The organism is Allobosea sp. WAO, assembly GCF_001509835.1.
Classification (GTDB): domain Bacteria; phylum Pseudomonadota; class Alphaproteobacteria; order Rhizobiales; family Beijerinckiaceae; genus Allobosea.
Genome location: NZ_JXTJ01000005.1, coordinates 1 through 25,975 on the forward strand (window position 1 = coordinate 1; position 25,975 = coordinate 25,975).

At 67.0% G+C, this 25,975-nt stretch carries 31 protein-coding genes, 1 tRNA gene and 1 pseudogene; 14 read left to right on the plus strand and 19 right to left on the minus strand.

All coding sequences use genetic code 11. The features are described from left to right. The first annotated feature begins 38 nt into the window (after positions 1-38). Genes DK26_RS07960 through DK26_RS08000 form a run of 9 tightly spaced genes read left to right on the plus strand, consistent with a single transcriptional unit; the run spans position 39 to position 4,452 of the window. A complete protein-coding gene (locus tag DK26_RS07960) occupies positions 39-1,232 on the plus strand; it encodes a hypothetical protein (protein WP_066470274.1) in 1,194 nt (397 codons plus the stop codon). Positions 1,233-1,234: 2 nt separating this feature from the next. Beyond that, positions 1,235-1,675, plus strand: coding sequence for a hypothetical protein (locus DK26_RS07965; RefSeq protein ID WP_066470276.1), 441 nt, complete (start codon positions 1,235-1,237; stop codon positions 1,673-1,675). Beyond that, on the plus strand, positions 1,672-1,893 hold the full coding sequence (locus DK26_RS07970) for a hypothetical protein (protein WP_066470279.1): 222 nt from the start codon (positions 1,672-1,674) through the stop codon (positions 1,891-1,893). The genes DK26_RS07965 and DK26_RS07970 overlap by 4 nt, the downstream gene beginning before the upstream one ends. After that, positions 1,890-2,132, plus strand: a complete 243-nt coding sequence (locus tag DK26_RS07975) for a hypothetical protein (protein WP_157089575.1) — start codon at positions 1,890-1,892, stop codon at positions 2,130-2,132. Before DK26_RS07970 ends, DK26_RS07975 begins: the two co-directional genes overlap by 4 nt. Then, a complete protein-coding gene (locus DK26_RS07980; RefSeq protein WP_066470287.1) occupies positions 2,132-2,551 on the plus strand; it encodes a hypothetical protein in 420 nt (139 codons plus the stop codon). The genes DK26_RS07975 and DK26_RS07980 overlap by 1 nt, the downstream gene beginning before the upstream one ends. Then, complete coding sequence (locus DK26_RS07985) at positions 2,548-2,751, plus strand: hypothetical protein (RefSeq protein ID WP_066470290.1); 204 nt, start codon at positions 2,548-2,550, stop codon at positions 2,749-2,751. The genes DK26_RS07980 and DK26_RS07985 overlap by 4 nt, the downstream gene beginning before the upstream one ends. Continuing rightward, on the plus strand, positions 2,748-3,176 hold the full coding sequence (locus DK26_RS29620) for a hypothetical protein (protein ID WP_248309902.1): 429 nt from the start codon (positions 2,748-2,750) through the stop codon (positions 3,174-3,176). Before DK26_RS07985 ends, DK26_RS29620 begins: the two co-directional genes overlap by 4 nt. Positions 3,177-3,178: 2 nt before the next feature. After that, complete coding sequence (locus tag DK26_RS07995) at positions 3,179-3,391, plus strand: hypothetical protein (protein ID WP_066470294.1); 213 nt, start codon at positions 3,179-3,181, stop codon at positions 3,389-3,391. Then, a complete protein-coding gene (locus DK26_RS08000; RefSeq protein ID WP_066470296.1) occupies positions 3,388-4,452 on the plus strand; it encodes a tyrosine-type recombinase/integrase in 1,065 nt (354 codons plus the stop codon). The genes DK26_RS07995 and DK26_RS08000 overlap by 4 nt, the downstream gene beginning before the upstream one ends. 22 nt (positions 4,453-4,474) lie before the next feature. On the opposite strand, the gene DK26_RS08005 is transcribed toward DK26_RS08000, so the two are convergent. From DK26_RS08005 to DK26_RS08020, 4 genes are all read right to left on the minus strand, one after another. Then, positions 4,475-4,550: transfer RNA gene (locus DK26_RS08005), tRNA-Phe, on the minus strand. A gap of 131 nt (positions 4,551-4,681) precedes the next feature. Next, positions 4,682-4,894 (minus strand): DNA gyrase inhibitor YacG, encoded by a 213-nt coding sequence (gene yacG / locus DK26_RS08010; RefSeq protein WP_066470298.1) that lies wholly within the window; start codon positions 4,892-4,894, stop codon positions 4,682-4,684. After that, a complete protein-coding gene (locus DK26_RS08015) occupies positions 4,884-5,708 on the minus strand; it encodes an SDR family oxidoreductase (protein ID WP_066470301.1) in 825 nt (274 codons plus the stop codon). The genes yacG and DK26_RS08015 overlap by 11 nt, the downstream gene beginning before the upstream one ends. Positions 5,709-5,737: 29 nt before the next feature. Continuing rightward, a complete protein-coding gene (locus DK26_RS08020) occupies positions 5,738-6,388 on the minus strand; it encodes a Maf-like protein (protein WP_066470304.1) in 651 nt (216 codons plus the stop codon). Positions 6,389-6,666: 278 nt separating this feature from the next. Here DK26_RS08020 and DK26_RS08025 point away from each other — a divergent pair, with 278 nt between their 5' ends. Continuing rightward, on the plus strand, positions 6,667-7,047 hold the full coding sequence (locus tag DK26_RS08025; protein WP_066470305.1) for a hypothetical protein: 381 nt from the start codon (positions 6,667-6,669) through the stop codon (positions 7,045-7,047). A 12-nt stretch (positions 7,048-7,059) separates the two neighbouring features. Here the strand turns inward: DK26_RS08025 and DK26_RS08030 are convergent, their stop codons facing one another. The 6 genes and pseudogenes from DK26_RS08030 to DK26_RS08055 form a co-directional block, all read right to left on the minus strand. Beyond that, on the minus strand, positions 7,060-7,926 hold the full coding sequence (locus DK26_RS08030; RefSeq protein ID WP_066470307.1) for a phosphatidylcholine/phosphatidylserine synthase: 867 nt from the start codon (positions 7,924-7,926) through the stop codon (positions 7,060-7,062). Between the two features lie 136 nt (positions 7,927-8,062). Further along, positions 8,063-8,764, minus strand: a pseudogene (locus tag DK26_RS08035) (phosphatidylserine decarboxylase); the annotation flags it as partial. Positions 8,765-8,910: 146 nt separating this feature from the next. Next, the gene (locus DK26_RS08040) at positions 8,911-10,566 is read right to left on the minus strand and encodes an FAD-binding dehydrogenase (protein WP_066470314.1); all 1,656 of its coding nucleotides are present in this window, start codon (positions 10,564-10,566) and stop codon (positions 8,911-8,913) included. A gap of 153 nt (positions 10,567-10,719) precedes the next feature. Continuing rightward, entirely contained in the window at positions 10,720-11,223 is a 504-nt protein-coding gene (locus tag DK26_RS08045) for a hypothetical protein (protein WP_066470318.1), read from the minus strand. Between the two features lie 89 nt (positions 11,224-11,312). After that, the gene (locus DK26_RS08050) at positions 11,313-13,223 is read right to left on the minus strand and encodes an ABC transporter ATP-binding protein/permease (RefSeq protein ID WP_083533068.1); all 1,911 of its coding nucleotides are present in this window, start codon (positions 13,221-13,223) and stop codon (positions 11,313-11,315) included. A 95-nt stretch (positions 13,224-13,318) separates the two neighbouring features. Next, a complete protein-coding gene (locus tag DK26_RS08055; RefSeq protein ID WP_066470319.1) occupies positions 13,319-13,942 on the minus strand; it encodes a nucleoside triphosphate hydrolase in 624 nt (207 codons plus the stop codon). Positions 13,943-14,110: 168 nt separating this feature from the next. Between DK26_RS08055 and DK26_RS08060 the strand changes: the two genes are divergently transcribed. Further along, complete coding sequence (locus DK26_RS08060; protein ID WP_066470320.1) at positions 14,111-14,446, plus strand: hypothetical protein; 336 nt, start codon at positions 14,111-14,113, stop codon at positions 14,444-14,446. A gap of 151 nt (positions 14,447-14,597) precedes the next feature. Here DK26_RS08060 and cimA read toward each other — a convergent pair whose 3' ends face one another. Together cimA and cysS are read right to left on the minus strand one after the other, a co-directional pair. Continuing rightward, positions 14,598-16,193, minus strand: a complete 1,596-nt coding sequence (gene cimA, locus DK26_RS08065; RefSeq protein ID WP_066470321.1) for a citramalate synthase — start codon at positions 16,191-16,193, stop codon at positions 14,598-14,600. A gap of 160 nt (positions 16,194-16,353) precedes the next feature. After that, on the minus strand, positions 16,354-17,823 hold the full coding sequence (cysS, locus tag DK26_RS08070) for a cysteine--tRNA ligase (RefSeq protein WP_066470323.1): 1,470 nt from the start codon (positions 17,821-17,823) through the stop codon (positions 16,354-16,356). Positions 17,824-18,219: 396 nt separating this feature from the next. Between cysS and DK26_RS08075 the strand changes: the two genes are divergently transcribed. Together DK26_RS08075 and DK26_RS08080 are read left to right on the plus strand one after the other, a co-directional pair. Beyond that, positions 18,220-18,546 carry a hypothetical protein gene (locus DK26_RS08075; RefSeq protein ID WP_083533095.1) on the plus strand — a complete coding sequence of 109 codons (327 nt, stop codon included), beginning with the start codon at positions 18,220-18,222 and terminating at the stop codon, positions 18,544-18,546. An 88-nt stretch (positions 18,547-18,634) separates the two neighbouring features. Further along, the gene (locus DK26_RS08080; protein ID WP_157089576.1) at positions 18,635-18,997 is read left to right on the plus strand and encodes a hypothetical protein; all 363 of its coding nucleotides are present in this window, start codon (positions 18,635-18,637) and stop codon (positions 18,995-18,997) included. Positions 18,998-19,021: 24 nt separating this feature from the next. Here DK26_RS08080 and DK26_RS08085 read toward each other — a convergent pair whose 3' ends face one another. The 7 genes from DK26_RS08085 to DK26_RS08115 all read right to left on the minus strand — a co-directional run bounded on the left by DK26_RS08085 (position 19,022) and on the right by DK26_RS08115 (position 24,687). After that, positions 19,022-19,540, minus strand: coding sequence for a CreA family protein (locus DK26_RS08085; RefSeq protein ID WP_066470328.1), 519 nt, complete (start codon positions 19,538-19,540; stop codon positions 19,022-19,024). A gap of 104 nt (positions 19,541-19,644) precedes the next feature. Next, complete coding sequence (locus DK26_RS08090) at positions 19,645-20,178, minus strand: hypothetical protein (RefSeq protein ID WP_066470334.1); 534 nt, start codon at positions 20,176-20,178, stop codon at positions 19,645-19,647. A gap of 38 nt (positions 20,179-20,216) precedes the next feature. After that, positions 20,217-20,420: a DUF2783 domain-containing protein gene (locus DK26_RS08095; protein WP_066470337.1), complete on the minus strand. Its 204-nt coding sequence runs from the start codon at positions 20,418-20,420 to the stop codon at positions 20,217-20,219. After that, on the minus strand, positions 20,417-21,997 hold the full coding sequence (locus DK26_RS08100) for an FAD-dependent monooxygenase (RefSeq protein WP_157089577.1): 1,581 nt from the start codon (positions 21,995-21,997) through the stop codon (positions 20,417-20,419). The genes DK26_RS08095 and DK26_RS08100 overlap by 4 nt, the downstream gene beginning before the upstream one ends. Beyond that, entirely contained in the window at positions 21,997-22,551 is a 555-nt protein-coding gene (locus tag DK26_RS08105) for a DinB family protein (protein WP_066470346.1), read from the minus strand. Before DK26_RS08105 ends, DK26_RS08100 begins: the two co-directional genes overlap by 1 nt. A 4-nt stretch (positions 22,552-22,555) precedes the next feature. Continuing rightward, entirely contained in the window at positions 22,556-23,512 is a 957-nt protein-coding gene (locus DK26_RS08110) for an MBL fold metallo-hydrolase (protein ID WP_066470348.1), read from the minus strand. Positions 23,513-23,673: 161 nt separating this feature from the next. Further along, positions 23,674-24,687: a fumarylacetoacetate hydrolase family protein gene (locus DK26_RS08115; RefSeq protein WP_066470354.1), complete on the minus strand. Its 1,014-nt coding sequence runs from the start codon at positions 24,685-24,687 to the stop codon at positions 23,674-23,676. A 62-nt stretch (positions 24,688-24,749) separates the two neighbouring features. Here DK26_RS08115 and DK26_RS08120 point away from each other — a divergent pair, with 62 nt between their 5' ends. Beyond that, the gene (locus DK26_RS08120; RefSeq protein WP_066470355.1) at positions 24,750-25,835 is read left to right on the plus strand and encodes a TRAP transporter substrate-binding protein; all 1,086 of its coding nucleotides are present in this window, start codon (positions 24,750-24,752) and stop codon (positions 25,833-25,835) included. Positions 25,836-25,975 lie beyond the last annotated feature (140 nt).

A 25,975-nucleotide genomic window follows, 5' to 3' on the forward strand; every position in this document is an offset into this window, starting at 1 on the left:
GACGACTTTTTCAACGGTATCTGCCGTTTGAAGACATCATGGCCAACTGCTTCCTCGTCGTGAACCAGGCGACGAAGTGGAACATGGACCCGTTTGGGGTCGCGCAGTGCGTGTCCATCGTGAAGGGCAAGCTCTGCTACGAAGGCAAGCTCGTAGCAGCCGTCCTGGATGCCAAGCTCGGGATCGAGCTCACCTTCACCTACGACGGGAAGAAGGGAGATGAGCTCGGCGTCGTGGTCTCCGGCGTCATCAACGGCGTCACCAAGACCGTCGAGGGAACGGTCGGCGGCTGGAAGACGACCGGGACGAACTCCCCCTGGTCGTCGCCGGCCAATCATCCGCGGCAGCTCGCCTATCGTGGCTCCCGTGAATGGGCCCGCGTCCACAAGCCGGCGCTGATGCTGGGCGCCTATACGGACGATGAGCTCGCCGATCTGCAGGATGCCAGCCGCGCGAACCGAGCACGCGAGGTCGCGCCTCCCGCGCCGCCTGCCACTATCGCTCCGCCCCCGCCGCCGGCCGCCGAGCCGAGCAAGGCCGAGATCGAAGACGCCACCATCCTTTCCGAGACCGCAGCCGGTGCCCCTCCCCCCAGCCAGCCGGCTGCGTCGGGCGCCGAGGCTTCCTTCAGCAACGCCCCCGCTGGAGATGCCTCGGCGTCCGAAGGTTTCGAGCACAACGACATCAACCCCGAAGACGAGATCGGCAACCTGATCGACAAGCTCGCCCACGCCAAGGATGAGGCGACGGTCGAGGAGTGGTACGTCGAGACCGACATCGAAGCCGCGCTGTCGGGCTTCGACGGCTATGTCGAGAAGGCGCGGAGTGTTCGCGATCAGCACCTCCAGCGGGTGCGGAAGCTCGCTGCAGCTGCGGCGCCGGCCGACGCGCCCGCGCCGCCTCCTCCGCCTCCGGCGTCCGGCCTTTCTGATGACGAAGAGAGCGAGGAAGCCGCTCCGCCTGCACCGCCCCAGGAGGATCGCGGGTTCGACCTGCAGGGCTGGCGCGAAGCCACCACGCGCCACCAGTATTCCGGCTACGCCGATCTTCTCGCTGCCTATGCCAAGAAGAAGGGCGACACCGAGATCATCGCCACCTTCTGGAAGGAGAGCAATCCGCTCCGGACGCAGCTCATTCCGATCGCTGATCGGGCTGAGCGCACGAAGATCAAGGAGCGTCTCGACAAGGTCTGGGCGGAGATCGAAGCCGCCAACGCCAAGCAGGGGGCCTGACCTTGGCCGCTCGCCCCGAAATCCTCGCCCGCTGGGACGGCCAGTCGCTCAAGGCGGTTGGCTGGGCCGATCGAGATGCGATTTCCGCATTCCCGGCGGGCACGACCTTCGCCCTGCGAAAGTGGGAAGCCGGGGCACAGGCTCAGCGCGCCTTCGCCCACAAGCTCATTGAGGTCGCCGCCGAGAACCACCCCGACTTCATCACTGCTGACAAGCTGAAGGGCGACATCAAGAAGGCCGGCGGCTTCACGACCGGCGAGCGTACCGAGGTCGATGGCAGCAAGGTCGAGGACACGAAGTCGATCGGCAAGATGGATCGCGAGGAGCTCACCCGCTTCACCGAGTTCGCGAAGGACTACATCGCCACCGAGATCGGCCTCGATGCGGAGGAGATCGCCGCCGAGGCGATGGAGCGGATCAAGCCGCGGGGCGCCCGGTCATGAAGGGCGCGACCGTCGAGCTCCGCCTCTACATCCACATGCGCGATCCGAAGCAGCCGCGCTCGATCCGCGTATCGAAGGACGGCGGCTATCGGGACTGCGAGCGGGAGAACCCGTTCCTGCCGACGTCGCAGATCAAGTTCGTCGAGGAGCGCGATGAGAAGGGCTTCGCCCTGATCCGCATGCCGGCCTGGCTGGCGAAGGACCGGGGGCTCGAATGAAGCCGAGCCCCTCTTCCCGCTCCATCGTCATGAACGGCACCGCGCGTCCGCTCGGGCTGTGGCGCATCGCCGGCGTCGGTCCCTGCGAATGGATCCTGTCGCATCGGTGGTTCTTCCGGCTCCTGGGCTGCGACGGCTTCCAGTCGATCTACACGCCGAAGCCGGCGCGCGCGCAGCGCAAGCCGATCCCCGCCCTTGACGGATGGCAGCGCCGCCCCGGCGACGAGGAGCCGTTCTGATGCGCGCCAGTGACCACCGCAAGCACATCCCGGTCGGCGCGAAGCTGCACGCCTGCCTCCTGCTGCTCGGCTACACCGAAGAGCAAATCCCGCATCTGCAATGGGACCACGAGCCCGCGCTTGGTCTGAGAGCCATCGACGCGGAGACCGGCGAGATGACGCCGGCGCCGAACGATCCGCGCTTCATCCGACCGATGCTGCCCGACGATCACGCGGTGAAGACCCGCGGCGCTGGTGCCACCACCGCGGGCAGCGACGTCGGCAAGATGAAGAAGCTCCGGAAGCTGGTCGCGAAGGAAGCGGCGTTCCGCGAGCGCGTCCTCGCGAAGGGCGGCCAGGCCTCGGCACCTATGACGAAGAAACAGCGACGGGCTTGGCCTTCCCGCGCCTTCCCTAATCGCAAGAGGAGGACATCGTGAGCGATCGGCCCACCAGCCGGCAGAAGCAGCAGGCGCTTGCTCGCAAGTTCGGCTTTCGCCGGCGCGTCTATGCGACCCGCGAGGCTGCCGACTCCATGAAGGAAGCCGAAGCGGCGTTTCAGATCGGCATCTTCGAGGAGATGGAAGCCGAGATGCGCCAGCGCGCTGAGGCCGTGCATCGTGCCAGGAGGCTGTTGTGAGCGATGTCGACTGCAACGACGCAGGTGAGAACCAGCGGTCAGACGAGGTTCTCTCGCATGATTTGGACAGTCTGTCCGCCGCTATGGGCGCCCGCAGCAGCGAGGCGGCGAGCGGCCGTCAGGATGTCGCTTCGGTGCAAATTGAACCGGGCCAAGTGTTCTTCGCTGGTTTCGGCCGGGTGCTCCTCGAGCTCATCCAGCGTCGCGAAACTGATCCTAAACGCGGCGCGATCATCCCCATCGACCATCCAGAAACGGACGGTCGAATGCTCAGTCTCGAGCTCTGGCCCGGCTTCCTCGTCAAAAGCGAACGCCATGGCCGGTTCCTGATGCCCCGCAGCCGGCAGATGATCGGCGCGATCTTGGCTTGCCGCAAGCTGGCAACAGCTGCACCGGCGCCCCGGCGGCGTCCGGAGGAGGTCTGACAATGCCGCGCGCGCCCGTCAGTCAAGCATCGATCACGCGGACGGTGAAGGCCGTCGCGAGCGCCGGCGTGCATGTCGGCCGCGTCGAGATCAAGCCCGACGGCACGATCGTCATTCACACCGTTGACGCCGATTCGCGGCCGGGCATGCTTCCCGCCATCAGCGGGGAGCCGAACGAATGGGACGAGGTTCTGGAGCCGGAGGCGTCACGGTGACGATCAAGCACGTGCACCGCTTCAAGGACCGCCACGGCAAGGTTCGCCATTACCTGCGGCTGCCGGGCGTGAAAGCTATCGCCCTGCCCGGCGCGCCCGGCGAGCCGGCCTTCATGCGCGCTTACAACCAAGCGCTCGAGCAGCATGCGGCGCCGGCCTCTGACAGCAAGTCGAAGGCTGCACCTGGATCGATGCGCGATCTCGCCGAACGCTACTACGCAACGGGCCGATTCAAGGACAAGAGCGAGCGCACGCGTTACGTCGAGCGCCAGATCTTCGATCGGTTCATGTTGAAGCACGGCGACAAGCGCGCTGCGGCTGTCGAGACCCGGCACCTAGATGCAATCTTCACCGAGATGTCAGACCGACCGGCCGCGGCGATGGATCTGCGCAAGCGCCTCCGAAACCTGTTCCGGCTCGCCATCAAGCTCGGCTGGCGCAAGGACGACCCGATCGCGGCGACCGACACCTTCAAGCTCGGCACCTGGCACACCTGGACCGACGACGAGATTGAGAAGTTCGAGGAGCGCTGGCCTGTAGGCACGCGCCAGCGGCTCGCCTTCGACCTTCTGATCTTTACCGGCCAGCGCTCAGGCGACGTCCGGCAGATGCTGTGGACCGACGTTCGGCATGGCAAGGTGAAGGTCATCCAGGGCAAGACCGGCGCCGAGCTCACGATTGCCCAGCACCCCAGCCTTGCGCCCTCCCTCGACGCCTTCCGCAAGGACGTCGGCTGCATCGTCGTGACCGAGTTCGGCAAGCCCTTCAGCGAGCACGGCTTCGGCAATTGGATGGCCGATGCGATTGGGCTGGCGAACCTGCCGGATGCCTGCGTCACGCATGGCCTGCGCAAGGCCGCCGCTCGCCGCCTCGCGGAGGCCGGATGCACGGCTCACGAGATCCAGGCGATCACCGGTCACACGACGCTGAAAGAGGTCGAGCGCTACACCGCAGCCGTCTCGCGGGAGCGGCTTGCCATCTCGGCAATCGGCAAGGTCGCGAACGTCGGTGGAACACCCGGCTCGCAAACCGACTTGCAAACCGCGGAGGAAAGTCAATGAAATTGGGCTTTTTGGGAAGGAATGGTGCCCAGAGCTGGAATCGAACCAGCGACACTGCGATTTTCAGTCGCATGCTCTACCAACTGAGCTATCTGGGCATCCGGCGAAGCGCGCTGCGCCTCGGTTGGTGAGTGGCGTATAGAGGCTGACGATCGAGCTGTCCAGCCGACAAAACACCGGCAGTGGAAAAATGCGACGCGGACGACGAGATGCCGGCCGCGGCGCCGTTTCACTCCTCCTCGTCGCGGCGTCGCGGGGCGGGATCGGCGATATCCTCGACCGGCTCGCCGGGAATCACATAGCTGCCCTTCAGCCAGCGGCCGAGATCGATGTCGGCGCAGCGCGCCGAGCAGAACGGTTTGAAGCGCTGCACCGCCGGCTTGCCGCAGATCGCGCAAGGCCTGCCGGTCGGCGTCACGTCGCGCGGGGTGTCAGGCGCCATATTGCAGGGTCACGCCGCCATCGACGACGAGCTCGAGCCCGGTGACATAGCGTGCCTCGTCGCTTGCCAGGAACAGCGCGGCCCAGGCCACGTCCCAGCCCTCGCCCATATGGCCCATCGGCACTTGCGCATCGCGCGCCTTCCACATCGCCGCAACGTCGCCCTTGGCATAGGACTGCGCCAGCCCCGCCGAATGCTCGACCATCGGCGTCTTCATCAGCCCGGGGAGGACGGCGTTCACGCGGATTTTCTCGCGCGCGTACTGTGCCGCCGTGGTGCGGGTGAGCTGGTTCATCGCCGCCTTGCTGGCGCCATAGCTCGCATAGGGCACGCCGGTGTGGCGGATCGAGGCGATCGAGGAAATGTTGACGATCGAGCCGCCCTGCCCGCTCTCGGCGAACTGGCGCTGCATCACCGGGATTACGTGCTTCATCGCCAGGAAGCAGCCGGTCAGGTTGACCGTGAAGACCCGCTCCCAAGTCTCGAGAGGCAGGTCGACGACGCTGCCGACCTCGGCGATGCCGACGTTGTTGTCGAGCACATCGATGCGGCCATAGCTCTTGAGCGTCGCCTCGACGAGCGCGGCCAGATCCTCCGGCCGGGTGACGTCGGTGCGGATCGCGAAGGCCTCGCCGCCCTCGCCCCTGATGATCTCGGCCGTCTCCTGCGCCGCGTCCAGATTGCGGTCGGCGCAGACCACGCGCGCGCCCTCGCGGGCGAACACGGTCGCGGTCGCCTTGCCATTGCCCCAGCCGGGGCCGATCGAGCCGGCGCCGGCGACGATCGCGACCTTGCCCTTCAGGCGTTCGCCCATCTCGTTTCCTCCATCGTCATTGTTCTGGTTCAGGCGGCGTTGAGCCAGCCCAGGCGAATCGGAAAGCCCTCACCGCCGAGCAGGTTCACCGTCTCGTGCAGCGGCAGGCCGACCACGCCGGTGTAGGAGCCGACGAGCTTGACCACGAAGGAGCCGGCAATGCCCTGGATGGCATAGGCGCCGGCCTTGCCGCGCCATTCGCCCGAGGCGAGATAGTTTTCCAGGTCCTCATTCGACAGGCGCTTGAAGCGCAATCGCGTCTCGACGATGCGCTCACGGATCGCGCCCGAGGGCGTCGCCAGCGCGACGCCGGTATAGACCCGGTGGGCCCGGCCGGAGAGCAATCTGAGGCAGGCGGCGGCCTCGTCGACGATCTCGGCCTTGGGCAGGATGCGACGGCCGACCGCGACCACCGTATCGGCGGCGATGACATAGGCGCCTTCGAGGTCCGGGCGGCTCTTCAGCGCAGCGTAACCTGCCTCGGCCTTGGCACGCGCCAGACGGCGGGCAAGATCGCGCGGGCGCTCACCCTTGAGCGGGCTCTCGTCGAGATCGGACGGCAAAAGCGCATCGGGCTTGAGGCCGGCCTGCTCGAGCAGAGCGAGGCGGCGTGGCGAGGCGGAGGCCAGCACGAGTTGCGGCCGCCAGCCGGCCGGTTTCGAGGAAGAAAAGAGGTTCAACGGATCAGGCTCGTTCCGGAGGCAGCCATGCGATGGCCTTCCCCAATGGCTTTAGAGCAATTTGCGACAAGGGGGAATGCAGCGCCGAGCCAATGCGCCGGGCGCAACACAACACGCATCGTCAAGCATGTTTTATGCAGATAACGCATATTTTATGCTCCGCATCGCATTGCACAATGACCGCTGCACTGCCACATTCGATCGCCCGCGGCACTGCAGCCGCCCTCGAAGCGCGCGCCGCCCGGCGCCCTTCCCCTGCCTCGCGGAGATACTTGGACATGGCGACATCGCGGAAACGCCCGGATTCCGTCTCCGCGGGAGCGCAGACGCAGGCCATCGTCGCCAAGGTGGTGACGATGCAGGCCGATGCCGGGCTGACCATCGCGATGCGGCTACCGATCCTGATGAAAGGCGCCTTCGGTGACGCGAGGGGCCAGCGCGAGGCCAGCAAGGCCGTGGTCGAGAAGGTCTCGGCGGTGATGGAGAGCAGCTTCGCCATCGGCCATGCCGCCACCCTGTTCTGGCTGAACATGGCGATGACCCCGCTGACGCCAGGCGCCCTCGGCGAAGCGGCTGCCAAGGCAGCGCACAACACGCTCGAGCCGTTCTCGAAACGCACCCGGGCCAATGCCAGCCGGCTGTCGGGCCGGCGCAGCTGAAACGACCGGGAGCTAGCGCTCCACCGTCCCCGGCTCGTCTGCCGCAGCGATGGTCACCGCCGCCTCGGCAGCCGGCTGCTGCTGCGCGGCATATTCGCGTTCGAGCTTGCGATAACGCGCGACGCTGACCGGGATCAGCCCGAGATAGGCGACGACGATCAGCGTCAGCATCTCGAAGGGATAGGCGAAGAACAGGCCGGCGACGACGACGACCGCGACGAAGATCGGCAGCACCTGGTCACGCGGGACGCGGGTTCCGAGCGTCTTGCCGGCATAGCAGGGGATGCGCGAAATCGTCAGGAAGGCGATAAACAGGATGTAGAGCCCAACGAAGGGCGCGCCATAGTCCTGCACCGGCACGCCGATGAAATGCAGGTAGAGCGGCAGCATGGCGGTGATCGCACCGGCCGGGGCCGGCATGCCGACGAAGAAGTTCTTCTGCCATTCCGGGCGGTTGGGATCGTCGATCATCACGTTGAAGCGGGCGAGCCTCAGCGCCATGGCGCAGGCGAGCGTCAGCACCGCGATCCAGCCGAAGGATTTCAGGTCGTGCAGGACGAAGATCCACAGCACATAGCCGGTGGCGACGCCGAAATTGACGAAGTCGGAGAGCGAGTCGAGCTCGGCACCGAAGCGCGAGGTGCCCTTGAGCATCCGCGCCAGCCTTCCGTCGACGCCGTCGAGCGCCGCCGCGATCAGGATGCAGATCGTCGCCGTCTCGAGTTTGCCCTCGACCACCAGCCGCATCGCGGTCAGGCCCAGGCAGAGCGCCAGCAACGTGATGACGTTCGGGGCGAGGAGCCGGAACGGGATAGGCTTGAAGCGCGCGCGCTTGGTTTCGACGCGTTCAGGTTCGAAAGGGGGAAAGAGATCGCTCATGGCAGCCGGAATACGCGGTTTTCTGGCAGCAGGCTAGGCGGTGCTGCGGGTCGTGCCCGGGGTTTCCCCCGAGCTTGACGTACAAGAATTTCCCGCAACAGTCTCCCGGGCGCCTGCCCGGAAGGACGTCACGGCTTTAGATCGCGCGGAACACACGGTCCGTGTCGTTGACCGAGAGATCGGCGAGCACGGTCTCGCCGGAGATCATGGTCTGGCCCTCGCTGACCAGCGGGATCACGCCCTGCGGCAGATAAACGTCGACGCGCGAGCCGAAGCGGATCAAGCCGAAGCGCTCGCCGGGGGCGAGATGGTCCCCTTCCTTGACGAAGGGCACGATGCGGCGGGCGACCAGCCCGGCGATCTGCACGACGCCGACGATGCCGGCCTTGGTCTCGATCGCCAGCGCGTTGCGCTCATTGTCCTCGCTCGCCTTGTCGAGCTCAGCATTGAGGAAGAGACCCGGCGTATAGGCCATCTTGGCGACCCGCCCGGCGACCGGGCTGCGGTTCACATGGCAGTCGAAGACGTTCATGAACACCGAGATGCGCAGCATCGGCTCGGCCGGCAGCTCGAGCTCGGGCGGCGGCAGCGCCGTGCCGATCTGGCTGATGCGGCCGTCGGCGGGCGAAACCACCAATCCTTCGCGTTGCGGCACGATGCGGACGGGATCACGGAAGAAATAGCAGATCCAAAGGGTGATCAGCGTGCCGAGCCAGCCGAACGGGGCCCAGAGCTGGCCGAGCACCAGCGTCGCGACAGCGCCGATGGCGATGAAGACATAGCCTTCCTTGTGGATCGGCACGATCAGCTTACGGACGGAATCGACGAGCGACATGGGGTGGCATCCTGTTGGTCTTGCTGGCGCACCGCGCCGTCATGGCCTTGCCTTCGCGGTCAGGTTGCGGCCGCCGGGCAGAGGACGCTGTTTAGGGGCTCCCGAGCCGCTGGGAAAGAGGCGTCTCTGACGCGGGCGGAATCAGCGCCTCACCTGACTGCCAGTGCCGCCGCCCGCCCGGCAATCCGTCCCGAGAAGATGCAGCCACCGAGGAAGGTCCCTTCCAGGGCGCGATAGCCATGCAGGCCGCCTCCGCCGAAGCCCGCCGCCTCGCCCGCGGCATAAAGGCCGGGCACGGGCGTGCCGTCATCTCCCAGCACCCGAGAGGACAGGTCGGTCATCAATCCTCCCAGGGATTTGCGGGTGAGGATGTTGAGCCTGACGGCGATCAGCGGGCCATGGGCCGGGTCGAGGATGCGGTGCGGCTTTGCCGTGCGGATCAGCCGGTCGCCGAGATAGGCGCGCGCGCCGCGCAGCGCCGTGACCTGCAGGTCCTTGCCATAGGGGTTCTCGGCATCGCGGTCGCGCGCCTCGATCTGCGCCCGTAAGTGCGCCTCGTCGATCAGCCCGGCGCCGGCGAGCGCGTTCATCCGGGCGACGAGCAGCGAGAAGTCGGTCTCGACGATAAAATCCTCGCCCTTGTCGAGGAAGGCCTGGACCGGCGCCGGCATACCGGCCCGGGCCCGCTGGATGACCTGCCGCCAGCTCTTGCCGGTGAGGTCCGGATTCTGCTCGGAGCCGGAGAGCGCAAACTCCTTGGCGACGATGCTACGGCTGGTGACGAACCATGAATGATCGAAGCCGGTGCGGCGCAGATGCTCGAGCGTGCCGAGCGTGTCGAAGCCGGGAAAGAGCGGTACCGGCAGGCGGTTACCCCGCGCATCGAACCAGAGCGAGGACGGGCCGGGCAGGATGCGGATCGCATGGGCTGACCAGATCGGCGCCCAGTTGGCGATGCCCTCGACATAGTGCCACATCCGGTCGCCATTGATCAGCCGGCCGCCGGCAGCCTCGGCGGCGGCGAGCATCGCGCCGTCGACATGGGCCGGCACGCCTGACAGCATCCGCTTCGGCGGCTCGCCGAGGCGCTGCGGCCAGTTGCGGCGGACGAGATCGTGATTGCCGCCGATACCGCCCGAGGCGACGATCACGGCCTGGGCCCTGATCGCGAAGCTCCCGCGCGCCGTGCGCGAGCTCGCCTGCCCGCGTTCGACCGCGCTCTCCTCCAGAAACTCGCCCGCGACACCGTCGACCGCGCCGGCACTGTGCGTCAGGCCGGTGACGCGATGGCGGAAGCGCAAGTTTATCAGCCCCCGCACCTCGCCTTCGGCGACGCGGCGCAGGAATGGCTCGAGCACGCCCGGGCCCGTCCCCCAGGTGACATGGAAGCGCGGCACCGAATTGCCGTGGCCGGTCGCGAGATAGCCGCCGCGCTCTGCCCAGCCGACGACCGGGAACCAGCGCATGCCTTGCTGGTGCAGCCAGCTGCGCTTCTCTCCGGCGGCGAAATCGAGATAGGCTTCAGCCCAGGCCTTCGGCCAATGATCCTCCTCGCGGTCGAAGCCGGCCGAGCCGAACCAGTCCTGCCGCGCGAGTGCAAGCGAATCCCTGATGCGAAGCCGGCGCTGCTCTGGCGAATCGACCAGGAAGAGCCCACCGAAGGACCAGTGCGCCTGGCCGCCGAGCGAGGCCCGCGGCTCCTGCTCGACGATGACGACCTTGCGGCCGGCATCGGCGAGTTCGGCGGCAGCGACCAACCCGGCAAGTCCGGCACCGACGATGACGACATCGGCCTCCTCAGCCATCTTCCCTCTCACCTGCCTGCGGCTTTCGCTTTGGCGCCGAGCTTGCCGAGAATCGGCGCGCCCGCAAGAGCGACGCCCGCGGTGGCTATCAGCTTGGCGGGATGGTGGCCGGGCGAGCCGGCGGCAATGCTTGGTGAAGCCGCGCCCGGGGGGTCAGACAGCCCTCAACGGCGCGGAACCGGCCGCGAAACGCCGGCCCGCCAGCACCGTCAGCACGAGGAATATCGCCAGCGCAATGCCCTGCACGATCGCGAAGGGCGGCTCGGCCTGCGTCGGCGCCATGGCGTTCAGCACCGGCACCTTGAGGAAGAGCTGGGCGATCAGGACGAAGATCAGCAGGTAGAAGGAGAGCATGGCGGTGATGGCGTAAGTCCGCCGCCAGCCACCTTGCAGGTGGCGCCCATAGAGGGCGACGGCGGCAACCGCCAACAGCACCAGCGAGATCGCCCCGACGATATGCGAGGGCAGGACACCGCTGAATGGGAAGAGGAAACCGGTCGCGCTGGTCGCGATCGCCGTCCAGAGGAAGATGCCGTTCCAGCGCGGGCTGAGATGGCCTTTCAGCAAGGCCGCCGCCGCCGGAAAGCCGGCGACGATGGCGATCAGGCTGAGCCAGGTGTGGAAGCCGACAAGCGTCGTCGGATCGAGCACGAACATGAGAAGCGCCCTCATTACCCAAGGGCAGTCTGCGCTTCGTCCCTGCGGCTGCCAAGCCACAATTTCGAGCAGATCCAATCTTTGCGCGATCAATCCGTCAGGCTGACGCGGACGCTCTCGCCCTCCTCCGCCGTGGCACGCTGCAGCGTCGCCTTGGCTTCGTCGACCTGGCGCTGGCGGTTCCAGAGCGCGGCGTAGACGCCGTCCGCCGCGAGCAGCTCGCGGTGATGGCCGCGCTCGACGATCAGCCCCTTGTCGAGGACGATGATCTCGTCGGCGTTGATAACGGTCGAGAGCCGATGCGCGATCACCAGGGTGGTGCGGCCCTGGCTGACCCGGTCGAGTGCGTCCTGGATCTCCTTCTCGGTGAAGGAATCGAGCGCCGAGGTCGCCTCGTCGAGGACGAGGACCGGCGGCCCCTTCAGGATCGTGCGGGCGATGGCGACGCGCTGTTTCTCGCCGCCGGACAGCTTGAGGCCGCGTTCGCCGACCGAGGTCGCATAGCCCTCGGGCAGCGTCCTGATGAAGCGGTCGATCTGGGCGAGACGGGCGGCCTCCTCGATCTCTTCCTGAGTGGCTTCGGGGCGGCCATAACGCAGATTGTACTCGATGGTGTCGTTGAACAGCACCGTGTCCTGCGGGACCATGCCGATCGCGGACCGCAGCGAGACCTGCTGGACGGAGGCGATGTCCTGACCATCGATCAGGATACGCCCCTTCTGCGGCTCGTAGAAGCGGAAGAGCAGACGCGAGATCGTCGACTTGCCGGCGCCTGACGGGCCGACGATGGCGATGGTCTTGCCCGCCGGCACCGAAAACGAGATGCCGCGCAGGATCGGCCGCTCCGGCACATAGGCGAAATGCACGTCCTCGAAGGTGACGGAGCCGGCCTGGACGTTGAGCGGTGGCGCGCCGGGCTTGTCCTGGATCTCGGGATCGCGGCCGATCAGCGAGAACATCTGCTCGATGTCGAGCGTCGCCTGCTTGATCTCGCGATAGACGGTGCCCATGAAATTCAGGGGGATATAGAGCTGGATCAGCATGGCGTTGATCAGCACGAAGTCACCGACCGTGTTGGTGCCGGCCTGGAAGCCGCGCACGCACATCACCATCGAGACCGTCAGCCCGGCCGCGAAGATCGAGGCCTGGCCGAAATTGAGCCAGGCGAGCGAGGTATAGGCCTTGATCGAGTTGCGCTCATAGCGCGCCATGGAGACGTCGTAGCGCGCGGTCTCGCGCGCCTCGGCGCCGAAGTACTTCACCGTCTCGTAGTTCAGCAGCGAGTCGATCGCCTTGGCGTTGGCGTCGGTGTCAGATTCGTTCATCTGGGCGCGGATGGCGATGCGCCATTCGGTGGCCTTGATGGTGTAGGCCATGTAGCCGACGACCATGACGACGAGCACAACGACATAGCGCCAGTCGAACAGCCAGAGCAGTACGCTGATGATCAGCGTGACCTCGATGATCACGGGCACGAGCTGGTTGAGGCCGAGCCGCACCATCTCCTCGATGCCGTTGCGGCCGCGCTCGAGCACGCGCGTCAGCCCACCGGTCTTGCGTTCGAGATGGAAGCGCAGCGACAGGTGGTGCAGATGGCCGAAGGTCTGCAGCGCCAACGTGCGCACGGCATGCATGAACACCGGGGCGAAGATCGCGTCGCGCAGCTGGATGAAGGCAGAGGAACCGACGCGGGCAAAACCGTAGATCACCGTCAGCGCCAGCGGCGCGCCGACCAGCCAGGGCAACCAGGAAGCGAGCGTCGTCGGCGTGCCCGCGAGCGCATCGGTCGCCCATTTGAAGGTGAAGGGCACGCCCATCAGCACTAGGCGACCGACCACCAGCAGCGCGAAGGCGATCACCACCCGCCGGCGCAGATCGGCGCGCTCCGGCGGCCAGAGATAGGGCCAGAGCGCCTTGAAGGTGGCGACGAAACCGGAACCCGGCTGGAGCACGGCCGAGCGTGCGAAAGGCGCCGGGGACGGCGCGGCAGGCGGGGACATTGTCACTCTTCCAAATTGAAGCGCCGATATAGGCCAGTTCTCCCGCAAATGCAGGGGGCCGAGGGAAATAACTCTCCCGGGCAAATGCGGACCGTTCAGGTGATCCGGTCGTGGTTGCACCAGACGATGTCGGCCGGGCGGCTCTCCGCCAGAACCAGGCGCGCATTGGGCAGATCGTTCCCGGCCACCCAGGCCCGCGCCGCCGCCGGCTTGCGACCGTGATGCGCCCAGCGCGCGAGCAGCCGGCGCTCCAGCTGATCGAGCGGAACGTCGATGAAGACCGTCAGGTCGAAGAGCGGCGCGAGCCGGGTCCAGGGCGGCCGGTCGAGCAGGAGGTAATTGCCCTCGACCAGCACGATCGACGTCGCAGCCGGCACGATCGCCGCTCCGGCCCGGGCGAGATCGGCGGCACGGTCGAAGAGCGGCACGGCGACGTCGGCATCGCCGGCGCGCAGGCGGCGCAAGATCGTTTCCAGGCCGCCGCAGTCGAAGGTCTCCGGCGCGCCCTTGCGGTCGCTCAGCCCCATGGCGGCGAGCACCGCATTGTCGAAGTGGAAGCCGTCCATCGGCACCAGGGCCGATTCGGGCAGCAGCTCGGCAAGCCGGGCCGACATCTCCGACTTACCTGCTCCCGGCGGCCCGGCGATGGCGACGACGATGCGCCCTGCCTCGCCGGCCTCGGCGCGGATGCGTGAGGCAACATGCGCGATATCGACCATGATCGCGCTCCCCCGCGCCCGAAATGCCTGTTGCCGCGAGACGCGGGCGCGCCCGTCAGGCCCCGCCCCCCTGCCATGAAGTGGCGCCGATCAGGCCTTGTTCTCGTCGCAAGCGCAATGCCAGACTGGCCTCAAGGCCTTGAAGGCTGAGACCGGGGACGAAAGCTCATGAACCTTCGCCGTGTATTGCCGACCGCCTGCGCACTCGCGCTCCTGCCTGCCCTGCCTGCTCTCGCTCAGTCCGCCCGCCCGCCGGCACAGGTCAAGATCACCAATGCTCGTACGGTGCCACTCGAGTCGCTGGAGATCACCACCACGGGCGAACAGCCCCGCCTCGTCGCCAAGCTCGCCAAGCCGCTGGCGCCCGGCAAGAGCATCTCGCTGAAGCTGAACAAGCCGGCCGGCTGCACCTACTATCTGCTCGGCAAGTTCAGCGACGACAGCGAAAGCGACAATGACGGCATCGATCTTTGCAAGGAAAGGTCGCTGCGCCTGACCGAGTGACGGGCCAGGCCTTCTCCCCGCGGGAGAGAAGGTGGCAGCGCGAAGCGCTGACGGATGAGGGAAGGGCAGCGGGAAGCTGTGGACGCATCACCCCATCGCGCCGCCCTCAACCCCTGCCGGACCTTCTCCCCCGAGGGGAGAAGGAGGCTGACTACGCCGTCGCGCCCTCGCGCATCAGCTTGTAGACGATCGAGTCGGTCAGCGCCTGGAACGAGGCGTCGATGATGTTGGCGCTGACGCCGACCGTGGTCCAGCGCTCGCCTTTCTCATCCGCCGATTCGATCAGCACGCGCGTCACCGCATCGGTGCCGCCCTGGAAGATGCGGACTTTGTAGTCGACGAGGCGCAAGCCCTCGATCAGCGACTGGTAGCGGCCGAGATCCTTGCGCAAGGCGATATCGAGCGCGTTGACCGGGCCGGAATCGCCTTCCGCCGCAGAGATCAGCACCTCCTCGCCGACCTTCACCTTGACGATGGCTTCCGAGAAGGTGACGAGCTCGCCGAGCGCATTGTGCCGCCGCTCGACATTCACCGCGAAGCGCTCGACCCCGAAGAACTCCGGGACTTCGCCGAGGATGCGGCGCACCAGCAAATAGAAGGAGGCATCGGCGCCCTCGAAGGCATAGCCCTGCGCCTCCTTGTCCTTCAGTTCCTCCAGCACCCGCGAAAGCCGCGGATCGTCACGAGCGATCGTGACGCCGACCCGCTCGAGCTCGGCCAGCAGGTTGGACTTGCCACCCTGGTTGGAGACCAGGACCTTGCGGCTGTTGCCAACCGCCTCCGGCGCGACATGCTCATAGGTGCGCGGGTCCTTCAGCACGGCCGAGGCATGGATGCCGGCCTTGGTGGCGAAGGCCGAGGAGCCGACGAAGGGCGCGTGCCGGTTCGGGGCGCGGTTCAGCATCTCGTCGAGCGCGCGCGAGACATGGGTGAGCTCGCCGAGGCGATCGTCCGCGACGCCGATGGAGAAGCGCTCGCGATAGCGCTCCTTCAGCTTCAGCGTGCCGATCAGCGTCACCAGATTGGCGTTGCCGCAGCGCTCGCCGAGCCCGTTCAGCGTGCCCTGGACCTGGCGTGCGCCGGCCTCGACCGCGGCGAGCGAGTTGGCGACAGCGCAGCCGCAATCGTCATGGGCGTGGATGCCGAGGTTCTCGCCCGGCACGACCTTCGCTACCGCGGCGACGATGGCGCCGATCTCGTCCGGCAGCGTGCCGCCATTGGTGTCGCAAAGCACCACCCAGCGGGCACCGGCTTCGTAGGCGGTGCGGGCGCAGGCGAGCGCATATTCTGGATTGGCCTTGTAGCCGTCGAAGAAGTGCTCGCAATCGAGCATCACCTCGCGCCCGGCCGCCTTGGCCGCCGCCACGCTCTCGGCGATGCCGGCGAGGTTCTCCTCCAGCGAAATCTCGAGCGCGACATGGACATGGTAGTCCCAGCTCTTGGCGACGAAGACGATGGCGTCGGCCTTCGCCTCGAGCAGCGCAGCGATGCCGGGGTCGTTGGCGGCCGAGCGCCCTGCCCGCTTGGTCATGCCGAAGGCCGCGAACTTCGCCTGCCGCGTCGGCTTCTGCTCGAAGAAGGCGGTATCGAGCGGGTTCGCGCCGGGATAGCCGCCTTCGACATAGTCGATGCCGAGCTTGTCGAGCATCACCGCGACCGCGCGCTTGTCGTCGAGCGAGAAGTCGACGCCGGTGGTCTGCGCGCCGTCGCGGAGCGTGGTGTCGAAAAGATGGACGCGGGCGCTCATCGCCGGGCTCTCAGGCGATAGCGCAGCACCTTCGGCATCACCATGGCGAGCATGACGAGCTTCATCGCGATCGAGAGCGAGCCGGCGGGGCGAATGCGGGGCGGGTTCATGCGCTTCTTCCTTCTTGGTTGTCGTCAGGCCAGGGCGAGGCGGGCGCGGTTCACCGCTTCACTTCCCAGGTCGTGATCGCCTCGCCCGTCGCCGGGTCCTTGCCGTCCTTGAGGGCGATGCCCAGGGCGGCGAGCTCGTCGCGGATGCGGTCGGATTCGGCGAAGTTCTTCGCACGGCGGGCGTCGAGGCGCGCGACGATCGCCGCCTCCACACGGTCGCGCAGGGCGGAATCGACCTGCGTCGTCGCGACCTCCGGCAGCACGATGCCGAGCAAATCGAGGCTCGCCTTCAGCCCCGCGAAGTCACCGGCCTTGCGCAGCGCGTGCAGCTCGGCGAGGACCTGCGAGGTGTTGAGATCGTCCGACAAGGCATCGAGCACGTCAGCAGGGACCTTCCCTGCCGCGCTGTCGCCAACGGCCGCGGCCCAGTCGAGCAGCGTCCTCTCCGCTTCCTCCAGCGCCTTCACCGTCCAGTCGATCGGCTGGCGGTAATGGGTGCGCAGCATAGCGAGGCGGAGCACTCCGCCCGGCCATTTGCGCCCGCCGAAGACCTCGGTCGCGAGCAGCTCGTTGATGGTGACGAAGTTGCCGAGCGACTTCGACATCTTCTCGCCTTCGACCTGCAGGAAGCCGTTGTGCATCCAGACATTGGCCATCAGCGGCGCGCCGCCATCGCCGCCGAAGGCGCAGCAGGACTGCGTCAGCTCGTTCTCGTGATGCGGGAAGACGAGGTCGATGCCGCCGCCGTGGATGTCGAAGACGTTCTTGGCGGGGTCATCGCAGGAGAGGCCGCCGCCGAAGGGCTCGAGCAGCGCCTTCATCGACATGGCCGAGCATTCGATATGCCAGCCGGGGCGGCCGGGCGTCGCGATGCCGGCGGGCGACGGCCAGCCGGGATCGACGCCTTCGCGGCTCGGCTTCCAGAGCACGAAATCCATCGGGTCGCGCTTGTAAGGCGCCACGTCGACGCGGGCGCCGGAGATCATCTCGTCGAGCGAGCGGCGGGCGAGCGAGCCATAGCGCGGCGCCTGCTTCATGGCGGCGACGGCAGGAACGTGGAAGAGCACATGCTCCTCGGCGACATAGGCGACGCCGCGGGCGATCAGCCGCTCGATGATCGCCTTCATCTCCTCGATGTGGCCGGTGGCGCGCGGCTCCTCGCCCGGCCGGAGATTGCCGAGCGCGTCGACATCGGCGTGGAACTGCGCCGTCGTCGTCTGCGTGACCTTGGCGATCGCCCGGTTCAGCGGCAGGTCGGGATAGTCGCGGGCGGCGCGCGCGTTGATCTTGTCGTCGACGTCGGTGAGGTTGCGCGCATAGAGCACGTGATCGGCGCCGTAGAGATGGCGCAGCAGCCGATAGAGCACGTCGAAGACGATAACCGGCCGGGCATTGCCGATATGGGCGTAGTCATAGACCGTCGGGCCGCAGACATACATGCGGACATTGCTCGGATCGACCGGGGCAAAAGCCTCCTTGGTCCGCGTCAGCGTGTTGTAGAGCCTGAGTTTCGGCTGCATCGATGCGGTGTCCTGACGAAAAGGCGACAAAAACGGCGTATCCAGGCCGCTGGCCGGGGCGCTGTCTGTCTTTTCGTTGGGACGAGGACGTGAGCAGCCGGCCAGCGAAAGCTAGCGGCAAATAATGCAGATAATGGCGAGGGCTCGCGTCATCGTCCTCGTGAATGCCTGCGGCGTGCGCTTACGTCAAGTGGCAGCGCTGCAACGCTCAGCCGCCGACGTGCGGCATTCGTCGCCTTGTCCAGCGATTCCGGCTCTGGCTGCCGCAATCCCGCCACAACCGCCCTCGCCTTGTGCGCCGCAACAAAGCTTGCCGCACTTCACCGTATTTTAAGCATTCGGAACCAAGCTGTGATGTCGAAGGTTCAGAGCTCGTCGAAGCTCAGGGAAAATATCATGCGCCGCGCAGTGGCTCTGGTCGGTTTGTTCGGAATCATCGGAGCCGGGCTCTCGCTTGCCGTGGTACCCACCACCGGCACCGTCGCCGCCCCCAAGCCCGAGCGCACCTATCTGATCCCCGCCAGCGACGGCTACGGCGTCGCCGATTGCATCGCCAGCAAGGCGGAATGCGGCCAGATCGTCGCCAATGCCTGGTGCGAGGCTCAAGGGCACCGCATCGCCAAGTCCTATGGCGTCGCCTCTGCCGAGGACTTTACCGGCACCGTCAAGGTGGCGGCTTCGAGCGAGGCCGAGCGGCCCCTCGTCATTACCTGCGGGCACTGAGCCCTCCCGGCGAGATCTCCCCAGAGCGAGGCAAGCGCTAGCCTGAGCGGCCGCGGATCGACCCGGCCGCAGCAGGGAGCGTCGGCCCATGCCTCACCCAGCATTGACCCATCCAGCACTCGTCGCCGGCTTCATCCTGGCGACCCTGCTGCCGGCCCAGGCCTTCGAGGGCCGCTATCGCATACTGGGCGGCAGCATGACGATCCGCCCGGCCGGCGCCGGGCTGTTCAAAGTCGACGCCGAAATCGGCAGCAGAAGCTGCGTCGGCGTTATCTCGGCGCGCGGCCGCGTCCAGGGCGACCGCCTCGTCGCCGAAGCCGAACGGGACGGCGACATCTGCCGGCTGGAGATCCGCCGCAAGGGCCGCAACCTCGTGGTGTCCGAGAGCGGCGAGTGTACGACCTTCCACGGCGCCAACTGCAACTATGTCGGCACCTACACGCCGCGCTAGAGGCGGTCGGCTACGGAAGGCGCCTCAGCGCACCCATTCGGCGCATTTCGCGACTTCGCCCATGCCGCCCCAGGGCATGATCGGCACGCTCGAGGTCGAGTTCTGCGGCGAGCCGTCGATCAGCTTGTCGGTATAGACCATATAGATCAGCACGTTGCGCTTGACGTCGCAGCCGCGAACGATCTGCATCTTCTTCCAGATCAGCGAACGGCGCTCGCGGAAGACGACATCGCCCTGCGAGAATTTTTCCTTGAACTTGATCGGGCCGACCTGACGGCAGGAGAGCGAGACGTCGGAGACCTCCTCGGCGACACCGAACATGCCGGAGACACCGCCCTTCTCGGGCACGGTGTAATGGCAGGCGACGCCCTCGACCACGGGATCGTCGACGCCGTAGACGGCGAGCTTGTCATCCGGGGTCATCATCTTCCAGACCGTCGACTTGCGGAAGATCAGATCCTCCTGGGCCTGTGCCGGGGCAAGCGCAGCGCCGCTGAAGGCGCAGGCGGCCAGCACAGCCAGGACGTGACGACGAAACCGCATTCAAATTCTCCCGACTCTGTGTCGCCCTAAGGCCGACAGGATATGGGATGGCCCGGCAGCGCGCGCCAGTGCAACCGGGCAAACCGGCCTCGCGCACGGGCCCTTCAGGCGGCCAGCGGCTTGAACGCCAGATAGGCGGCAGCGATCGCCCCGATCACCCCCAGCGCGAACAGCACGAGCTTGATGCGCGTAAAGCCGCTGGCGAAGGCGACCGTGCCCTCCTCGATCTTCGGATAACGATCAAGCAGGCGTGCAACCGCGAGGTTCTCGGCGATGTCGCAGAGCCCGCCAAAGAGCCAGCCCCCGCCGCAAAGGGCCGCGACCCACCAGGGATAACCGCGCATCGACACCCCGGCGATGATGAAGCCGCCAACGATGGCGTAGGTCAGCGCGACAGCGGCGTCGGCCGGCAGCAGCTTGTGGCGATAGGCGGCGCGGAGCCGCTCGCCATAGGCGGCGAAGAGCTTCTCGACATCATCCTTGCTGAAGCCGTCCCAGTCGCTCTCCAGGGCGCGGGCGACGCCGAGCTTGCGAGCCCAGAGCCCGACCAGCCAGAACAGCAGCATCACCAGCGCCGGCCCCCAGAAGAAGAAGGCGAGCGGAATCAGCGTCGGGTAGAAGGGCGCAAGATCGTCCATCTGGCGGCAGGCTCCGGAATCCGTGGTCGGAGGCGAGGTTACCGTGCTTGCCGCGCCAGCGCCACGGCCTCGCGCAGCACTCCGAGATCGCCGATCTGGTTGGCGAGGATCAACACCAGGCGCGCATTCAGCGCCGCGCTCTCGCGCTCATCGAGGTCACGATGCGCCTCGGCCAGCAGGCGATAGGCGGCGTCGGGATCGGCGAAGCGGGCTTCGCGCGCAAGAGCGGTGGGCTCGGTCATGAAGCGCGGCCCTCCAGCCTTTCGATGGCGATGGCGATGTCGGCCGCTCTCGCTTGACGGAACCGGGCCGCGACATGGCCATCCGGCCGCAGGACGACGGCATCGCCGGGCGCGAGCGCATAGCGCCGCCTGAGGATGTCGCCCGCCCCGGCAGCCGGCTCGACTGCGACCGTCCCCGGCGGTGCGAGCCGCGAAACCCCTTCGCCGATGATCACCGGCCTTCCCGGCCGCAGCGCTTCGCTCAGCCAGGTCGTGCCCCCTGCCCCACCCAGCAGCGGTGCATCGAGGAACGAGGAGCCCGGGGCTAAGCCGCCGTCCCAACCGGCATCAGCCATCGAGAGCGGCGAGTCGGCATAGGCACTCGGCAAGGAGAGCCGGCCGGAATTGACGAAGCGCTGGGCGAAGGGAGCGAGCGGCGCCAGCGACAGCGCAGCGGCGCGCAGCAGGCGCTCGCCCGGCGAGCGCGGCGCGATGAAATCGGTCGCGCGCGTCGAGTTCAGGATGTTCTCGTCGGCGGCGAAGCTACGCTCGCTGTCATAGCTTTCGAGCAGCGAAGCCGGGCTCCTGCCCTGCAGGACCAGCGCGAGCTTCCAGCCGAGATTGTCGACGTCCTGGATGCCGGAATTGGCGCCGCGGGCGCCGAAGGGCGAGACCTGATGGGCGGCGTCTCCGGCGAAGATCACGCGCCCATGCAGGAAACGGTCTAGCCGGCGGCACTGGAAGCGGTAGACCGAGACCCATTCCAGCGCGAAATCGGCATGGCCGAGCATGCGCTCGATCCGGGGGCGCACGATCTCCGGACGCTTCTCATGTTCGGGGTCGGCATCGGGACTGAGCTGCAGGTCGACGCGCCAGACATCGTCCGGCTGCTTGTGCAGCAGGGCAGACTGGCCAGAATGGAAAGGCGGATCGAACCAGAACCAGCGCTCGGTCGGGAACGGTGCCTGCATCTTCACATCGGCGATCAGGAAGCGATCCTCGAAGGCCTCGCCGCGAAATTCCAGGTCGAGCATGTCGCGGCTCGGCGAGCGCGCGCCGTCGCAGGCGACCACCCAGTCCGCGTGAAGCGAATAGTTCCCGTCCGGCGTGGCGATGGTGAGCGCGACTCCGTCCTCGCGGTTGGCGAGTCCCGCCAGGCGGTTGCTCCAGCGCAGATCGACCAGCGGCTCGGCTAGCGCGGCCTCGACCAGCGCCGCTTCGACATAGAACTGCTGGAGGTTGATGAAGGCGGGCTGCTTGTGGCCGCCCTCGGGCAGAAGATCGAACTCGTAGAGCCCGGCATCGCCGCGGAAGACCTTACCCTTCCGCCAGGTCACCCCCTTCTCGACCATCGCCTCCGCGAGGCCGAGCCTGTCGAAAATCTCGAGCGTGCGCTTCGCGAAGCAGATCGCACGCGAGCCCTCGCCGATCCGGTCGGCATCGTCGATCAGCACGACCGGCACGGCGCGGCGCGCGAGGTCGAGCGCCAGGGTCAGCCCGACAGGGCCAGCGCCCACGACGACCACCGGATGCCGCATCGGGCCGGCGGCATCCTGGTCGGCACTTCGGCGATAGGCGAACTGACGGAAGGGCTGCATCAGTGCAGGGCCTCCGGCCCTTCCAGCCCGAGCGCCGCAAGATCGGCCGCGCGCCGGACGGCGTCGAAGGCGAGGAAGTATTCGTCGAGTTGCGGCGGGGCGACGGGCGTGCCGGCCAGCATGGCGTGCGCCTGGCCACGATGGTGGATCTGGTGCTGAAAGAGGTGGCCGAGCAGGTCGTCGACCCGCTCCGACACCATGCCGTCCTCACCCCGATCGGTCGCGACAAGGCGCGACAGGAGCGCCTCGTCCTGGGCATCGCAAAAGGCGATCAGCCGGCGGTCGGAAGCGAGTTGAGCCGCGCGCAATTGGCGCGCCGCCAGCGGCCGGATCCCGTCGAAGATCGCGAGCCCGACCCCGCCCTCCTCCAGCATGTCGAGATAATAGAGATCGACCGTGAGATTGTGGTTCAGGGTCGCGTGGAGCGACGGGAAGAAGCTCGTCCGGCGCGCCAGGAATTCGTCGTCGCCCAGCTCCGCGCAGGCGCGCAACAGGCGGTCGTTCGACCAGGCGTTGTTGCGGGCTGCCTTGCGGAAATGCAGAGCGAGCGACACCGCCCTACCCCCGCAGATCCAGCCACATCTGGCGGTCGCGCTCGTCCGTCCAGATGCGCGGGTGGTCGAGGCCGCCGGCCTCGTCATATGCCCGGGTGACGTTGAAGGGCAGGCAGTGCTCGAAGATCACCCAGTCGCCATAGGCCGGCTTCAAGGCCTCGTGCACGCGCTCGAAGGTCTCGCGCAACGAACGGCCGGCAGCGACATGGCCTCGCACCGCCTCGAAGAGATCGGTTAAGAAGGCGCGCGTGCCCTTGATGCCGTCCACCACCATCGACCGGTTGGTCAGGGCGGCGCCGCGGCCCGGCACCATGGCGGCGGGCGCGAAGCTCGCCAGCGCATCGAGCGTCGCCGGCCAGTCGGTAAAATGCGCGTCGCCGCAATAGGGCGTCGCGCCGTATTCGACGAGGTCTCCGGCGAAGATCACATTGGTGTCCGGCATCCAGGCGACGATGTCGCCCGCGGTATGGCCGCGGCCGAGCTTCATCAACCGGACCTCACGCGAGCCCAGCCAGATCGAGGCATTGTGCGAGAAGGTCGTGGTCGGCCAGGTCAGGCCCGGGCGGATCGAGTCGGCCCCCTGGAAGAGGCGGGGAAAGCGGCCGATCTCGCTCGCCTTGTCCTCCTCGCCGCGCTCGACGATCATCGCCCGCGCCGCATCCGAGCAGACGATCTCGCGGGCGCCATAGGCCGGCGCGCCGAGCACGCGCACGGCATGATAATGCGAGAGCACGACATGGCTGACAGGCTTGTCGGTGACCTCGCGCACCCTCGCGATGACGCGCTCGGCCATGGTCGGCGTCGCCTGCGCATCGAAGACGAGCACGCTGTCGTCGCCGACGACGATGCCGCTATTGGGGTCGCCCTCGGCGGTATAGGCGTAGACCCCCTTGCCGATCTCGTCGAAGGAGACGGTCTTCTCGCCGAGATCGGCGGTGGAGGCGAAAGCGGGGGAGGACATTGAGCAACCTCACAAATCTGTCGATACGAACGTCATGCTCGGGCTTGCCCCGAGCATCTCAGGCCGCAAAAGGCTCCAACCGGCGCCCCACCTGACCAGAGATTCTCGGGTCTGCGCTGCGCTTCGCCCGACAATGACGGAGCGGCGTCGCCGCGCATGCCTCACCGCACATAGGGCATGATCTCCTGGTCGATCGCGCCGAAGATCGAATGGCCGGCGGCGTCCTTCATCTCGATGCGGACGCTGTCGCCGAAGCGCAGGAAGGGCGTCTTGGCCGCGCCGTCGCGGATGGTCTCGACCATGCGCTGCTCGGCGATGCAGGCGTAGCCGAGGCCGCCTTCTCCGACCGGCCGGCCCGGCCCACCATCGGCATCACGGTTTGAGACCGTGCCGGAGCCGACGATGGTGCCGGCGACGAGCGGGCGGGTCTTCGCGGCATGGGCAATCAGCACGCCGAAATCGAAGGTCATGTCGACGCCGGCCTCAGGCTTGCCGAAAGGCTTGCCATTGATCTGGGCGAGCAATGGCAGGTGGAGCTTGCCATCCTTCCAGGCGGAGCCGAGCTCCTCCGGCGTCACCGCCACCGGCGAGAAGGCCGAGGACGGCTTGGATTGCAGGAAGCCAAAACCCTTCGCCAGCTCGGCGGCAATCAGATTGCGCAGGCTGACATCGTTGGCGAGCATGACGAGGCGGACGAGCGCGCGCGCCTCGTCTGGGCTCACGCCCATCGGAACATCGCCGGTGATGACGGCGATCTCGGCCTCGAGATCGATGCCGTAATCCTCGCTCGCGATCCGAATCGGCTGCCGCGGGCCGAGAAACGAATCGGAGCCGCCCTGGTACATCAGTGGGTCGGTCCAGAAACTCGCGGGCATCTCGGCGCCCCGCGCCTTCCGGACGAGCTCGACATGATTCACATAGGCCGAGCCGTCGACCCATTGATAGGCGCGCGGCAGCGGCGAGGCGCAGTCATGCTCGTGGAAGCGGAAGGACGGCACCGAGCCGTGCTCCAGCCCCTCGGCGAGGTCGGAAAGGCGCGGCGCGCAGCGTTCCCAGTCATCGAGCGCGCCCTGCAGCGTCGCCACGACCGGGAAGGCATCCGTGGCGCGCGTCAGGTCGTTCGATACGACGACGAGACGGCCGTCGCGGCCATGCGTGAGCGATGCAAGCTTCATCTCTTTTCATTCCTCCCCGGACACGCCATGAAGGGCGCAACGAGCTTTCGGGAGGAGACCATATGGAACGCCGCGCGTTTTTGAAAACTGGTGCGCTCGCCGCCGCCGCGACCTCGATCACGATGCCGGCCATCGCCCAGTCGATGCCTGAAGTGAAATGGCGGCTGACCTCGAGCTTCCCCAAGCAGCTCGACACGATTTTCGGCACGGCCCAGCAGTTCGCGAAGTTCATGTCGGACGCCACCGACGGCCGGTTCCAGGTCCAGACCTTCTCGGCCGGCGAGATCGTGCCCGGCCTGCAGGCGCTCGACGCGGTCAGCTCCGGCACCGTCGAATGCGCCCACACCCCGACCTATTTCTACATCGGCAAGGAGCCGGCCTTCGGCCTCGGCACCGGCATCCCCTTCGGCCTGAACGCCCGCCAGCAGCATAGCTGGTGGTACTTCGGCGGCGGCGAGCAGATCATCAACGAGGCCCTGGCCAAGTTCAACGCCTACTCGATCCCCTGCGGCAATTCCGGCTGCCAGATGGGCGGCTTCTTCCGCAAGGAGCTGAAGACGGTCGACGACCTCAAGGGCCTGAAGTTCCGCATCGGCGGCATGGGCGGCGCGGTGCTGGCCAAGCTCGGCGTGGTGCCGACGCAGATCGCCCCCGGCGACGTCTATCCGGCGCTGGAGCGCGGCACGATCGACGCCGCCGAATTCGTCGGCCCCTATGACGACGAGAAGCTCGGCTTCGTGAAGGTCGCGCCCTATTACTACTATCCCGGCTGGTGGGAGGGCGGCGCCATGCTGCATCTCGTCATCAACCAGGAGCAGTGGAACAAGCTGCCCAAGCACTACCAGGCCATGGTCTACCATGCCTGCGAAGCGGCCAATAACTGGATGCTGGCGAAGTACGACGCCGTGAACCCGGGCGGCCTGCGCCGGCTCGTCGGCCAGGGTGCGCAGCTCCGCGCCTTCCCGCAGCCGATCATGGAAGCCTCGCTCAAGGCGGCCGAAGAGTACTATGCCGAGACCTCGGCCAAGAGCGAGCTCTTCAAGAAGGGCTATGACTCGATGGTCGCCTTCCGCGGCGAGAACCTGCTCTGGTGGCAGGTCGCGGAACTCTCCTACGACGCCTTCATGAACCGGCTGAAGTCGCGCTGAAGACTGTTCCACCTCGTCGGTCATCCCGGACAAGCGGCGAAGCCGTGCAGCTCCGGGATCCATCGTAGAACGTTGAGCCCTACGATGGATCCCGGGCCGAGCTTCGCTCGCCCGGGATGACGGAGCGGTTCCGAGCCTAG